We start from the raw sequence: 14,188 nt of genomic DNA, 5'->3' as shown, positions 1-14,188 counted from the left end.
CCGCGTGTACGTTATTGAGTTACCGCAGAAACTAATACACATTTGCCATTTACCAGTTGTACCGCCGGTTTATCTTCAACAGCACAATTCGACATCAGGCCTTTTCGAAGATTATCTGCTTCCGCAGCCTGATTATACGCACTGATTTTTTGTAAGAGGCTGCCTTCGTCTTTCCCCTTTATCGATACCGCCACATACTCTGCTGGCCCACCACAGGGTTTATGCCCAAGCGGCAAGACTAGGCATTGCTGCACGTTATCTGCAGCAGTATCCCGTATTAAACGCATTACTTCTGCGCGCAGTACGGCTGGATCAGCTAACTCTGCTGCCTGCTGTTGCCGGTGTGCCTGCATAGCACGTACCGGATCCGTTTGTGGATCAATTTGCTCAATCAAGGGTTTCGGCGCAATACGCTCCTCCCCTATCACTTGGCTTTGCGTACACCCTAAAAGCGGTAATGTTAACCCCAAGATAGTGATTGCTTTGAACAATCGCATAATAAAGTCCTTAATAGTCGTTTGCTTGCGTCATAATTGCGAATCAACCGCTACACCGCATCGAAGCATCCGACCACAGTGCACGTTTACGCCTCGCTAGCTAGCGATCCCCATATGCCTTAACAAGGCTTCATTAGATGGCTCGCGTCCGCGGAAGCCTTTAAACAGCTCCATCGGCTCAGCACTGCCACCCCGCTCTAAAATCCAATGCAAAAAGTCTTGTCCGGTAACAGGGTTAAACACCCCTTCTTCTTCAAACCGACTGAACGCATCGGCCGACAGCACTTCTGCCCACAGGTAACTATAGTATCCCGCGGCATAACCACCGGCAAAAATATGGCCAAAGCTGTGCTGAAAACGGTTAAAACGTGGCGGAATGATCACCGAGACTTGGCTTCGCACCTCGTCAAGTACCTGCTGTACCCGTGCCCCTAAGGCAGGGTTATAATCCGCATGTAAGCGCATATCAAATAAGGCAAATTCTAATTGGCGCACTAAAAACAACGCCGATTGAAAGTTTTTCGCTGCTAGCACTTTTTGCAATAAATCGGCGGGCAAGGGCTCGCCACTCTCGTAATGCCCAGAGATCAGCGCTAAGCCCTCTGGCGTCCAGCACCAATTTTCTAAAAATTGACTCGGCAATTCAACGGCATCCCAAGCAACACCATTAATTCCGGCAACAGCCGCCGCATCTACTTGCGTTAGCATATGATGTAAACCATGACCAAATTCATGGAATAAGGTAATCACTTCATCATGCGTAAATAACGCCGGTTTACCGCCTACCGGTTTATTAAAATTACAGGTTAAATACGCTACAGGGCTCTGTAATTGGCCATCAGGTAACAGGCGACGTCCACGGCAATCATCCATCCAAGCACCACCGCGCTTTTTACTACGCGCGTACAAATCTAGATAAAAACTGCCACGCAGGGTGCCGTCGGCAGCAAAAATATCGTAAAACTGTACATCGGGATGCCATACATCGACTCCGTCGCGTACCTGCACACTAATACCTAACAATTTATTTAGCACCGTGAAAAGTCCTGGCACCACTTTATTCGCGGGGAAATAAGGCCGTAATTGCTCATCGGATACTGCATAGCGAGCTTCTTTAAGCTTTTCTGCATAATAGGTAATATCCCAAGGATTCAGTGCACTTACGCCGAACTGTTCTTGCGCAAATTGGCGCAGCTCAATTAGATCGCGTTCGGCTTGCGGTTTAGCGCGCTGTGCTAAATCAGTTAAAAAATCTAATACCTGCTGTGGTGATTCCGCCATTTTTGTTGCTAGCGATTCTTCAGCCGCATTGTTAAAGTCTAACAATTGCGCTAATTCATGCTTCAGTGCCAGGGTTTCTTCAATAATGGCAGTATTGTCGAATTGGCCTGCGGTTGGCCCTTGATCAGAAGCGCGGGTGCAATAGGCACTGTAAAGCTCTTGCCGCAGTGCCTGATCATCGGCATAGGTCATTACGGCAATATAGCTGGGAAATTCTAAGCTAAACACCCAGCCAGTAAGCTCACGATTTTGTGCCTCTTCTGCGGCGGCTAAACGCGCATCTTCGGGTAAACCTGCCAGTTGGGTCTCATCAGTAATATGTTTAAACCAGGCTTGAGTGGCATCTAAGGTATTGTTAGAAAAGGCCGAGCTTAATTCTGATAAACGGCTTTGAATTTCGCCATAGCGCTGTTTTTTGTCATCAGCTAAACCAATGCCCGATAATTTAAAATCGCGCAGCGCATTGGTAATCACTTTTTGCTGTGCGGTAGTTAAACTGGCAAATTCGTGGCTTTGCGCTAATTGCTGATATTTTTGGTAGAGGCCTTCATGTTGCCCAAGCCAAGTACTGAAGTCTGATAGTAATGGTAAGCAACTTTCGTAAGCCGCGCGCAGCTCTGGGCTGTTTGCGACCGAATTTAAATGTGACACCGGCGACCACAATTTACTTAAGCGATCACTATCTTGTTCTAACTCAGTAATTAAGCTCTGCCAACTGACATCTGGCGCCGCAACGACCCGCTCAACAGCGTTACGAGCAACCGTAATGGCGTGTTCTACAGCGGGCTTCACCTGCTCTGGCGTGATCGCAGAAAAAGGCGGTAAATCGGTAAACGTTAATAGCGGGTTTTCGATATTTTCACTGGCAACCGTGGTCATCACATCTGCATCCTAATAAAACATTATCTTAGCAATGTTGGGCTTTGGGCTGCTTTTGTCAAGGTCGCCCATCGATTTAGCCTTGCATTCTGTAAACCTGCACCCTATATCTACACGTATTGGCTTCGGTATATTTTCTAATAAGGCTACTTTATGACGCGTCATTATAATTATCTTGCAATTGGTGCTGGCAGCGGCGGGATTGCCTCAGCCAATCGTGCGGCTATGCGTGGCGCGAAAGCTGCCGTGATTGAAGCAAAAGCCGTTGGCGGTACCTGCGTAAACGTAGGTTGCGTACCCAAAAAGGTGATGTGGTACGGCGCGCATATTGCTGAAGCGATTAAATACAGCAACAGCTATGGCTTTGACTTAACCCAGCAAGGGTTTAATTGGGCGACCTTAGTGCAGCACCGCGAGGCCTATATTGAACGCATACATGGCGCTTATCAGCGCGGCTTTGCCAGTAATGGTGTTGACCTGATTGAGGGCTTTGCCCGCTTTGTAGATAAAAATACGGTAGAGGTGAATGGCGAACTCATCAGCGCCGATCATATCACTATTGCCGTTGGTGGCAGACCTAGCCGACCCAATATTCCTGGTGCCGAGCTAGGTATTGATTCAGATGGCTTTTTTGCCTTAACCACACAACCCACCAAAGCTGTGGTGGTTGGAGCCGGTTATATTGCAGTAGAAATTGCTGGGGTATTACATGCACTGGGTACGGATACGCATTTATTAATCCGCGGGGATCGGCCACTTAGAAGCTTCGACACAGATATAACTGATGCGCTACTTAGCCGTATGCAGCAAGATAAACTGCAATTACATACTCAAAGCGACGTGGTAAAAGTTGAAGCTGCCGCGGGAGATCGCTTAACCGTGCATCTTAAAGACGGCAGTATCTTATTTAACGTTGACTGTTTGATTTGGGCCATCGGCCGCGAACCCGCCACGGACAAGATTAACTTGGCTGCAGCGGGCGTGAAGACGGATGAACAAGGGTATATTCGTACCGATAAATATCAAAATACCAATGTGTCAGGGATTTACGCTGTAGGCGATATTACCGGTGAAGCACAGCTTACTCCGGTGGCGGTAAAAGCTGGCCGGATGCTGGCCGAACGTTTATTTAATAAAAATATGCCCGATGCGCATATGGATTATGACCTTATTCCAACGGTGGTTTTTAGCCATCCGCCTATCGGTACTATTGGCTTAACCGAAGCCGAAGCAATAACCAAATACGGCAAAGAGCAGATCAAAGTGTATCGTTCTAGCTTTGCCGCCATGTATAACGCTATTACACCGCATCGCGCATTAAGCACGTTCAAGCTGGTCTGTCAGGGCGAGAACGAAAAAGTGGTAGGTTTACATGGTATTGGTGAAGGCATGGACGAGGTGCTACAAGGGTTTGCCGTTGCCATTAAAATGGGTGCGACTAAAGCCGATTTTGATGCCACTGTAGCGCTGCATCCAACGTCAGCCGAAGAGTTTGTGACGATGCGATAAACCAACTGCTCGCGCAACCTGGTTTTAACGACAAAAGTTACGCTGTTCTGTCACTGTACAGGCTGTCGATCTCCATCATGCGACGCTTTATTATTTTAAACGTGAGTCATTCTTGCCCAAAACGGCTGGCGACAAAGCAGAACTAAAACAGGTAGTTAAAGGCGTAAAAAAGCCGCAGTGTTTAATGACTGCGGCCTTATAGGTTTTAAACGCCCTGTAACATCAAAACCTTATTGTTTAGCCATGGTTTTTTGGAACTCGGCTATATCGGTAACCTGCTTCTGGTTTGGCAAGGTGGCAAACGGTTGTTCGCGGAAGCTGGTGCCACGCATTTGCACAGAAATGCGGGCCGCTTGCGGGTTCAACAAGGTTTGCTGGTAAAACGCTTTCACATCTTCTAATGTCACTTGCTCTACCGCAGCAATAAGCTTGGCTCTGGTATCAAACGTAAAGCGCTCACGATACCAATCACTTACAATAGGTTGCATCTCTTCTGCTAAATTCTTTGGTGGCTCGTTTAAACTCACCAACAGACTTTGTTTTAACGCTGTAAATTGTTCAGGCGTAACCTGCTGTAAGGTTTCCCAGTATTGCTGTTTAAACTCGTCAAAGCGTTGCTGCATATCAGCTGGGCCTTTAACTGGCGTTTGAATGTACAAACCAAAACCAGTGTAATCGTTAAGATCAATCGCCGTGCCGCCTACCGCATAAGCTAATTGTTCTTCGGTACGCAGCTTATCAAACGCCTGATTAGAAAAATGCGAAGCCAGTACGCTGGCCGCAGCACGCGCTGCCATGCCTTTTTCTGGATGTACATGCATGTCAACCAAGGCCACATCAGTTACATCAATATCACGCTGTAATACGATTGTTTGCCCTGCAGCAGGTAACCAAAATGGGCTTTGCGTATAATCTGTAGTTTGGCGCTCTTGCGGGAGAGCAGCGCTTAATTTTGCGACTAAATTCGTCACATCTTGCTTATCATAGTTACCAAACGCGAAGACCCGCACCTGATTAGCCTTTAAGGTTTGCGCAATAATTTGCTGCAGATCTGCTGCACTCATTGCCTTAGCGGTGGCGATTAATTGCTCTGGGTTATAATTACCGCCGCGGTATAAGCTACTGAAGGCCCAGAACGCTTGTTGGAAAGGCACTTGTCGGCTTTGGTTGGCTAACCCACGCACATAACGATCGACGGCTTGGGCATAACCATCAGCTGTGATATTTGGCGTTAAACCCGCAAGTAATTGCTCAAGTAATAAAGGCTGTTTATCCGTAAAACCATCCAGATTAAGTGTTAATCCATTACCATCACTTAACCACGCAACGATACCCGCCGCGCCAGCTTCGGTACGCAGTGCACTTTGCTCTAAATTATACAAATCACGCCACAGTGAGAAGGCAACACGCGCCTTAATATCCTGCTGCGCTGCTGGACTGTTAAAAACAATATCTAAGCGCCCTTTAGGCTGATCAGCAAAAACTTGGCTTGGGTAAATCCACGCTTTAATACCGGCTTGCTCTAATACTAACTCCGGTTTTTGCTGCGCTGAACGTGCTTTAATCGCAAAACTCTCGGGTAATAAACGGTTAATTTGCGGCAGGTTTAATGGCACTAACGGTTGCTGCCATGCGGCACGCTCTTCAGCACTAATATCGACAATTTTGTATTTACCCACATGGCGGATCAATTCACTATCATGCGGCTCTTGCTTACTGATATACCAAACACGCATATTTTCTGGTATCAGTTGTTCTAGCACAGCATTAATTGCTGCAGCGTCAAACCGCTCGTAAATATAAGGCGCAGCAACGGTATCTTTAACCGGAAGCTTTAACATAGACGCCGCTAATTGCGAGGCATAACCAAAGCCATCGGTTTTTTCTAAAAACTGGAATTGGTTGTTTAAGCTGGTTTTAATTTCGCTATAGTACTTGCTGTCTACACCTTGCTGCTTAATTAAATCTAGATACTGCATCACCACTGCGGTAATGGCTTCACGTTGCTGCATACCGGCATCAGTGAGATTGATATCGATAGAAAGATTTCCATAGTTACCATATAAATCAGGGGTTACTGACGCATTCAAACTGGAAATAAGCCCCGCGGCTTTTAACTGGGCAGCTGCGGTACCAGGCATTTCTGAACCCAGCAAATAGGTAACAAATTCATTAGGTTTTACTGCATACTGGTTCGAGTTATCTCGAATGGTAAAGTCCAGTCGTAACTGCTTTAAGTCTTGGTTTGGTACATAATGAATACGTTTATTGCCGAAAAGCGTATTATCCAGCTCTGTTGTCACTTTCGGGATCGGGATCTCTTTGTTCTCAATCGCAGCGAAATGCTTCAGTGCTAATAGCTCCATCTCTGCCAGTGATAAATTGCTGACCATCGCCAGTTTCATATTATTAGCTGAATAATAACTGTCGTAATACTTCAACATTTCGTCGTGCAATTTGCTGTCAGGTTTGTCACTTAAGCTTTCTAAACTACCAGCCAAAAAACGATTGGAGGGATGATCACCAAACATACGGCGCATAAGCTCAAATTGCGCTAAGAAATCTTGCTCGCGACGCATGGATTGTTCAGCATTTACCGCATTACGCTCTTTGTCAGAATACTCTGGGTAAAACTTGGGGGATTTAAAAAAGTCAGAAAAACGATCTAGCGCTTCATCATACACATTGTTATTAATTTCAAACATATAGTTGGTAATGTCCAACCAAGTATAGGCATTGTATGCCCCATTGTGTTGGCTCATAAAGCCGGCATATTCGGCGGGATCAGGATAGCGTTCGGTGCCCATAAACAGCATATGCTCTAGATAATGCGCCAAACCTTGCTGCGTCATCGGATCTTGTAGCATACCAGCGCCAACACTTAATGCCACGGCAGATTTCTCAGACGCGGGATCGGAGACTAAAATCACTTCTAATTTATTGGGCAAGGTGAGGGTTTTATATTGGCGCTGATCATTGGGGCTAACCAGAATGGCGGCGGCTTGCTGTTGTTGCAACTCGGTTGCAGCGGGGATGTTGCCCTGCTGTGCACAGCCGGTGATGACAGCTAAGGCTACAGCACTGATTACAAATAGTTTTTTCATTACGCTATCCTTTTTTACTTTAAATGTAAAAATTAAGTAGCGTAATACTAACGAAATAGCTAACAAGAGGCCAGCACGAGAGCGCTGGCTTTTGTAAGAAAGTGTGTCATGGCTTGGCTAACAAGCTTTTGGCAATTATCCCAGCAGCCTGTTAATCGGGCTAAAAGTTTAAACGCAACCCTAGCACCAACTGCCTACCGGGCAAGGGCGCATCTTCTTTAATAAAGGAGCTATGCACAAAACCCAGCCGGTTCGTGATATTTTGCAGCTTAGCAAAGGCCATTAGCTCGTACTGTTGCCAGTCAAGATAATAGTTAACCCCGGCCTCTGCCACGGTATAACCAGCAGTGGGGGTTTCATTTTCGGCTAAGCGATCTTGTTTACCATAATGCGTTAATCCAAGCTGCCCGCCCCAACTATCAGCCCGATAAGCATATTCAGCGCCTAAACGGTAGGACGGAACCCGCGGTAAGTAACCGCCATCACGCAAACGCGCGACCACGGTATCACCAATTAAGGTAACTTGGTGCTCAGGGGTAATTTGCCAGCTGATACTGGCTTCTATACCGTGCAAACGGGCATTTTGTTGCTGATATTGATAAGCCGCAAAATCGGCAATCTCAAAACCAAGGTTAGCTAAAAAGGCGTAGTTATCAATTTGGTTGTAAAACAAATTAATGTTGGTGCTAACATCAGCAAATTGGCCGCGCCACCCCAAATCAATATTGTTTGCCTGCTCAGCTTTGGCAAGATTAGGATTATGGATAATCTGCGCAACACCATTGGTATTGGACACATCATAACCTACCCCAATCTCATAAGAGCGGGTACCAATGTGGATACCGTTAGCATACAGCTCATTTGCTGCTGGTGCGCGCTGCGCTTGGCTATAAGATAAAGTCAATTGCTGGTTGGGCTGGACATCGTACACCGCGCCAAAAGACCAGCTGAATAGATTAAACTTTTGCTCAAGATCGCGGCTACCTAGGCTATCCTCTAACTCATAGGCTTGATGGATAAGCTGCTCATAGCGGCTACCAAACTCTAGCTTTACCACGCCAAAGCGTTTTTCATGCAGCATAAAAAGCGCATGGCTGTCGGTGTCGGTATTTGGGGTAAAGGTTTCATCGCCTAAGGCCTGATAATCACGTAAATTACCATGATAACCGACAATACCGCGCCAGCTTTCTGCTAGCTCGTAGGTAGCGGTACTGCGTAACTCTAACGCTTCACTTAAAAATTCAGTACCTGGTTGACCGCCTTCATATTCCGCATGATCATAATCCGTTAAGGCAATATCGGCAGTAACACTTTGCCACAGGCTGTCTACTGGCCGATATTCTGAGGCCAGCGCTACACGCTGCTGATTCAGCTTAATATATTCGCCTTCTTCGTATTCTGCCGCGGGACCTTCTGGCAAACCGTATTCGGTTTTAATCACGCCATAACTGACGCCTACAAATCCCCGCTCAGCAATATAACTGGAGCCTAGATTAAGCACTTGATGCTCTGACCAAGAGTTGCGCAAACGCTTGCTGCTATCACCTGCATCGTTTTGATATAAAGGGACTTTATAATCATTACCCTTGCGCAGATTACCATCAATATGCCAAGCAAACAGCTCTGCGCCGTTATCGTGGGCAAAGCTTAAGCTACGGTCACTGGCGGCAGTACCAAAACGGGTTTGTAGAATAGTGTCACTTTGCTGAGGGATTTGCTGTGGGATACGATTATCGACCACGTTAATCACGCCACCAATAGCGCCACTGCCATACAGCAAGGTAGCTGGGCCGCGTAATACTTCGATTTGCTGTGCCGTTACGGCATCGGCGGTAATAGTATGGTCTGGCCCTTCGCGCGAGACATCGCCGGTACCCATGCCATTATGCACCACCTGCACCCGAGCGCCATCTAAGCCGCGGATCACCGGCCGTGAGGCGACAGGGCCATAGTAGTTAGCATGCACACCCACTTCATATTTTAAGGTTTCACCAATGCTAATGTCGGTCCGGCGCAGCAACTCCTCGCCGCTCAATACCGTGACAGGACCGGCCATTTCCACTACTTCACGTTTTAAGCCATAGGCCCTGACTTCAATGCGTTCTAGCTTGCTATCTTCTGCTGATGCTATTGTTTCGGCGTTCTCAGCATAGGCTAATTGGCTTTGCGCCAGCACGGTAACGACCGCAAACGAGATTTTGGCTACTCTAAACATCACAATTAATTCACCTTTTAAAAGTTGCCGCATACTAAAACGAAGCGAATACCACTGCAAGTATTGCCCTATCAATTGGATAACAGACAGGTTGTAACAAAAACTAGGCAGTTAATATGCATTAGACATCATATTGAAGAACGGCTTGGTACACGTTGGCAATGTGATACTATCACGATATTGATTTAATTTAGAGATGGCTTCGGTATATTCATCGCACGTAAACTCCACAATATCGCTTATCGATATAACGGCTTTAATGTCAATAAACCACGCCCTATGCCATTACCTTATTTACAAACAATTACCTAATGACAACCTGGTTACTATTGATACTTTGCAAAGAACTAAATCCCAAACGCATTCATGCCATCATTATTCGCAGAGGTTAACTACTGATATTTGCAGGAGATAACCTCTGTTCAAAAGAATCTGCTGGACTTGCCCTGCGCCAGCGCTATAATTGATACACTATAACATATCAATATTTAGCAGGTTTTTGCACTATGACTCAGTTGGCCTTACCCGTTACCGTCTTGTCTGGGTTTTTAGGTGCAGGTAAAACGACCTTGCTTAATCACATTTTGCACAATCGTGAGGGCTTGCGTATTGCCGTAATCGTGAATGATATGAGCGAAATTAATATTGATGCCGCTCAAGTTAACAAAGATGTTAGCCTTAACCGCGCCGAAGAAAAGCTGGTCGAAATGAGCAACGGCTGTATTTGTTGCACCTTACGCGAAGACTTACTGCTGGAAATTGGCAAACTGGCCAAAGCAGGCCGCTTTGACTATTTGGTCATTGAATCCACTGGCATTTCCGAGCCACTGCCGATTGCTGAAACCTTTACCTTTGAACATGAAGACGGTAGCCGACTATCGGATATCGCTCGGCTGGATACCATGGTTACCGTGGTCGATGCGGTTAACTTTTTGAAGGATTATCAAGAAGCAAATGATCTGGCCAGCGCTGGCGAAAGTCTCGGCGAAGATGACGAGCGCAGCATCGCCGATTTACTAATTGAACAAGTCGAGTTTTGTGATGTGCTGGTGATCAGCAAAACCGATTTAGTCGATGCAGCGGAGCTGGCACAATTACAAGCCATCTTAAAATCGCTAAACCCCAGAGCCAGACAACTGTTAGCAGAACACGGTAAGGTGGCACTGTCGGAGATGATCAATACCGGTTTATTTGACTTTGAACAGGCCGCACAAGCGCCAGGCTGGTTGCAGGAGCTGCGCGGTGAGCATACCCCAGAAACCGAAGAATACGGCATTAGCAGCTTTAGCTTTGTCGCGCGGCGGCCGTTTCATCCACAGCGTTTTTATGACTTTTTACATCAAGATTGGCCAACAGGCAAACTACTGCGCTCTAAAGGTTATTTTTGGCTGGCCGCAACGCCCGATTATGCCTGGCAATGGCATCAGGCCGGTGGCATTGCCCGCTATGGCATGGCGGGCTTGTTCTGGCAGGCCGTGCCGCGCGATGAATGGCCAGAGGATGCCGAATCGCAGGCAGCGATTATGGCGCAGTTTACGGAGCCCTATGGCGATTGTCGTCAAGAATTAGTGTTTATTGGCCAACAACTGGATAAACCCGCTATGCAAGCACAATTAGCGACGGCACTACTTACCGACAATGAGCTCGCTATGGGTATCACCCGCTGGCAGCAGTTAGCAAACCCCTTTGAGGGTTCGATAGAGACTGAATAACGATGCGTGCAGCTAGCTTTAAAATCCTGCCCCCTGACCTGCAATGGCAAAATGCTAGGCAGTCTCAGGGCAGTGATATTACGGTGTTAACCGATATCTTTGAGGCTGATGTGAATCTCAGCGTTTGGCAGCGGCAATTGACTGAGCCAGTGCAGCAGTATGCTCAGCACTTGCTGGTAGCACTTAAGCTACCTTTACAGCGCCGATTAGCTTTGCACGAGATTAATGAGGTACTAGATAGAGTTCTCCCCGAGGTAATAGGGAAAAGCGCATTTATTAATGATATCCAACAGCTTGCCGATATGTTTGGCTGCTTAATGGACTGCTCTGAGATTGGGCTACGTTTAAACGTTTTACAACAGCCGATGTGCCCAAAATTTCATACCGATCATCTGGTATGTCGTTTAGTCAGTACCTACGTAGGCCCTGCCACTGAGTGGCATGCTGGGCCATTAGATGTAGCAGCGCCTTGCCAAACTATGCAACATGGCGATGTCGGTTTATTAAAAGGAAGTGGTTGGGAAGGTATGCAAACTTATGCCATAAGCCATCGCTCGCCCAGTTTGGCACTGCCTCGCTTGTTACTCACGCTCGATCCGGTTTGGTAATACGGTAAAAGTCGTCATTGTTAACCTGTTTTTCATGATCATCGTGCGGCGAATCTTTATACTGAATACTCAATAATTGTTGAGTATCGTTGTTATGTATCTGCGCAAACTGGCTATAACCCTCTGTATCTTATTGGCGATCATGTTACTGCAGTCGGTTATCGCGTTTTGGGCGCATCAAAACTCAGAGTTTCATACAGAACGTAATCGCGTTGCGAATCAAATGCTGTCAGAGTTTATTTCTTTGCGTGCAGATAAACAGCGCCTAAAAGTATGGCTAGCCGAATACCTTATTACCGAAGATGCCAATACGTCATTTCGGGATACCTTGTTTGTGCGTATGCAGCAACAATTGGATGCCCTTGATAAACTCGCTATACGTGATCAAGTATTAAACAATCACGAACTGGACTTACAGCACACCATGCAGCAAGTCAAAGTGATTTCGTTACTGCAAACCAATCTACAAACATTAGAAAATGCTTTAAAGACACGTGAAATTGCACAATATCAAAATGATACCGAGCGCTGGCGTGTGTTGATTAGTTTGTTTGATAAATTCCAAGATACAGACTTATCTGAGCTGCTACAGCAAGCTATTGCTCAGCAAAAACAACGCGCGAGTATTACCGAACAAGAAGCCTTAACAGCGGTAAAACGTGTCAAACTGACAATTGCACTGATTAGCCTCGCCGGGGTTATTTTTGCGATTGTAATTGGCTATCATTTATCGAAAGCGTTAAGCCGTCCATTACAACAATTACTCAATGGTACGAAACAACTCCAACAAGGGCATTTTCATCATCGAATTAGCGAAACCGGCCCGGCTGAATTTGCTGAACTTGCCCGACAGTTTAATTTAATGTCAGGGTATATCGCCGATTTTGCTGAGAAAGAAAAGCAAAGTCAGCATATTGCCGAAAAATTAGTGCAAGACCGCACAGCACAATTACAACATGCCTTGGAGCAATTACATCAAGCCGAGTTTCGCCAAAAACAATTATTAGCCGATATAAGCCATGAACTCCGTACGCCAACCACCACAATTCAGGGTGAAGCCGAAATTAGCTTACGTGGCCACGCCAAAAGTAGCAGTGAGTATCAAGAAGCCTTTACGCGTATTTTGGCGGCAACGCAACAATTAAGCCGGCGGATTGATGATTTGCTTATGCTGGCGCGGGGCGAGGATAAATTACTGCAAGTCCAACTGCATGCCCTAGCCTTACCGGTATTTTTGCAGCAAACGCAACAAACGGTACGCCAACAATTAGAACCTGTGTTTACGGTGAGTTGGCAAGTGCAAGCGCAAGAAATTGATGAATATTGGTTGCTACTGGATGCTGAAAAATTTACCAGTGTATTACGGATCATTACCGAAAATACCAAGCATTACGCTAAGCAAACTCCGCATGTGCAATTACTTATTAAGGTTTCTGAAGCAGAGCTGACATTAACGTTGATTGATCAGGGCATTGGTATCACGCCTGAAGATAGTGCCCGCTTATTCGAACGTCATTATCGTAGTAGCGAAGCCAGACAAACTCGCCCAGATGGCTTGGGTATTGGACTCTGTATCGCCCGTGCGATTATGGAAGCACACGATGGTGCGATTACTTTAGCCGCCAATACCCCTAACGGCACCCAAGTAACACTTACCTTGCCTTTATTTTACGGAGTAATAGATGAAAGTTCTCATTATTGAAGATGATGAAAAAGTGGGCAGTTTCCTATCCCGTGGTTTAAAAGCAGAGGGTTACCTGACCTTACTATTAACCGATGGCACCCATGCCCTAGACACAGTTAAACAATTTGAACCCAACGTTATTGTGTTAGATAGAATGCTGCCTAACTTGGATGGCTTAACGATTTGTCAGCAACTGCGCAGCCAAAAAATCACCGCGCGTATTTTAATTCTGTCCGCACTGTCTGAGGTGGATGAGCGGGTAAAAGGTTTGCGTGCAGGTGCCGACGATTATTTAGGTAAACCTTTTCATTTTGAAGAGTTACTTGCCCGCATTGAAGCTTTAGCCAAACGCAGTAACCATACCGAACATAAAAGACAATTGCAGGTCGCCGATTTAATTCTAGATCTCGACACCATGCGGGTGCAACGTGCTGGTCAAGATCTTAGCTTAACAGCCAAAGAATTGGGCATTTTAGAACTCTTGATGAGCAATAGCGGTAAAGTATATAGCAGAGAGCGGATTTTAACGAATGTGTGGGGCCTAAACGAAGATCCCTTAACCAATATCGTTGACGTGTATTTAGCGCGTTTGCGGAAAAAAATTGACGATGATCATATGGTTAAATTACTGCATACGCGTCGCGGGTTAGGCTATGCCATTATGCAAGAATGAGTGGGTTTATTGTGCTGCGCGATAAG

At 46.2% G+C, this 14,188-nt stretch carries 9 protein-coding genes; 5 read left to right on the top strand and 4 right to left on the bottom strand.

All coding sequences use genetic code 11. The features are described 5' to 3' along the window. Positions 1-11: 11 nt before the first annotated feature. Positions 12-497, bottom strand: coding sequence for a hypothetical protein (locus IE070_RS04505; RefSeq protein WP_189480919.1), 486 nt, complete (start codon positions 495-497; stop codon positions 12-14). 96 nt (positions 498-593) lie between these two features. After that, positions 594-2,657 (bottom strand): oligopeptidase A, encoded by a 2,064-nt coding sequence (gene prlC / locus IE070_RS04500; RefSeq protein ID WP_189481260.1) that lies wholly within the window; start codon positions 2,655-2,657, stop codon positions 594-596. A gap of 153 nt (positions 2,658-2,810) precedes the next feature. Between prlC and gorA the strand changes: the two genes are divergently transcribed. Next, positions 2,811-4,166 (top strand): glutathione-disulfide reductase, encoded by a 1,356-nt coding sequence (gene gorA / locus IE070_RS04495; RefSeq protein WP_189480917.1) that lies wholly within the window; start codon positions 2,811-2,813, stop codon positions 4,164-4,166. Positions 4,167-4,396: 230 nt separating this feature from the next. Here the strand turns inward: gorA and IE070_RS04490 are convergent, their stop codons facing one another. Both IE070_RS04490 and IE070_RS04485 read right to left on the bottom strand, forming a co-directional pair. Further along, on the bottom strand, positions 4,397-7,270 hold the full coding sequence (locus IE070_RS04490; RefSeq protein ID WP_189480915.1) for an insulinase family protein: 2,874 nt from the start codon (positions 7,268-7,270) through the stop codon (positions 4,397-4,399). 160 nt (positions 7,271-7,430) lie between these two features. Next, positions 7,431-9,485 (bottom strand): TonB-dependent receptor, encoded by a 2,055-nt coding sequence (locus IE070_RS04485; protein WP_189481257.1) that lies wholly within the window; start codon positions 9,483-9,485, stop codon positions 7,431-7,433. Between the two features lie 506 nt (positions 9,486-9,991). Between IE070_RS04485 and zigA the strand changes: the two genes are divergently transcribed. From zigA to IE070_RS04465, 4 genes are all read left to right on the top strand, one after another. Continuing rightward, positions 9,992-11,197 (top strand): zinc metallochaperone GTPase ZigA, encoded by a 1,206-nt coding sequence (gene zigA / locus IE070_RS04480; RefSeq protein ID WP_189480913.1) that lies wholly within the window; start codon positions 9,992-9,994, stop codon positions 11,195-11,197. 2 nt (positions 11,198-11,199) lie between these two features. Further along, positions 11,200-11,805: a DUF1826 domain-containing protein gene (locus IE070_RS04475; protein ID WP_189480910.1), complete on the top strand. Its 606-nt coding sequence runs from the start codon at positions 11,200-11,202 to the stop codon at positions 11,803-11,805. A gap of 94 nt (positions 11,806-11,899) precedes the next feature. Next, positions 11,900-13,507 (top strand): sensor histidine kinase, encoded by a 1,608-nt coding sequence (locus tag IE070_RS04470; protein WP_189480908.1) that lies wholly within the window; start codon positions 11,900-11,902, stop codon positions 13,505-13,507. Further along, positions 13,488-14,162 carry a response regulator transcription factor gene (locus tag IE070_RS04465; RefSeq protein ID WP_189480906.1) on the top strand — a complete coding sequence of 225 codons (675 nt, stop codon included), beginning with the start codon at positions 13,488-13,490 and terminating at the stop codon, positions 14,160-14,162. Before IE070_RS04470 ends, IE070_RS04465 begins: the two co-directional genes overlap by 20 nt. The last annotated feature ends 26 nt before the right edge of the window (positions 14,163-14,188 follow it).

It is taken from the genome of Alishewanella tabrizica (genome assembly GCF_014652375.1).
GTDB lineage: Bacteria > Pseudomonadota > Gammaproteobacteria > Enterobacterales > Alteromonadaceae > Alishewanella > Alishewanella tabrizica.
The sequence above is the reverse complement of the archived record's forward strand: the minus strand, read 5'-3'. Positions and strand labels throughout refer to the sequence as shown.

Bases quoted from the DNA above. Each gene is read 5' to 3' on its own strand.
- IE070_RS04505 (WP_189480919.1), bottom strand. From the start codon at position 497: ATGCGATTGTTCAAAGCAATCACTATCTTGGGGTTAACATTACCGCTT.
- prlC (WP_189481260.1), bottom strand. From the start codon at position 2,657: ATGACCACGGTTGCCAGTGAAAATATCGAAAACCCGCTATTAACGTTT.
- gorA (WP_189480917.1), top strand. From the start codon at position 2,811: ATGACGCGTCATTATAATTATCTTGCAATTGGTGCTGGCAGCGGCGGG.
- IE070_RS04490 (WP_189480915.1), bottom strand. From the start codon at position 7,270: ATGAAAAAACTATTTGTAATCAGTGCTGTAGCCTTAGCTGTCATCACC.
- IE070_RS04485 (WP_189481257.1), bottom strand. From the start codon at position 9,485: ATGTTTAGAGTAGCCAAAATCTCGTTTGCGGTCGTTACCGTGCTGGCG.
- zigA (WP_189480913.1), top strand. From the start codon at position 9,992: ATGACTCAGTTGGCCTTACCCGTTACCGTCTTGTCTGGGTTTTTAGGT.
- IE070_RS04475 (WP_189480910.1), top strand. From the start codon at position 11,200: ATGCGTGCAGCTAGCTTTAAAATCCTGCCCCCTGACCTGCAATGGCAA.
- IE070_RS04470 (WP_189480908.1), top strand. From the start codon at position 11,900: ATGTATCTGCGCAAACTGGCTATAACCCTCTGTATCTTATTGGCGATC.
- IE070_RS04465 (WP_189480906.1), top strand. From the start codon at position 13,488: ATGAAAGTTCTCATTATTGAAGATGATGAAAAAGTGGGCAGTTTCCTA.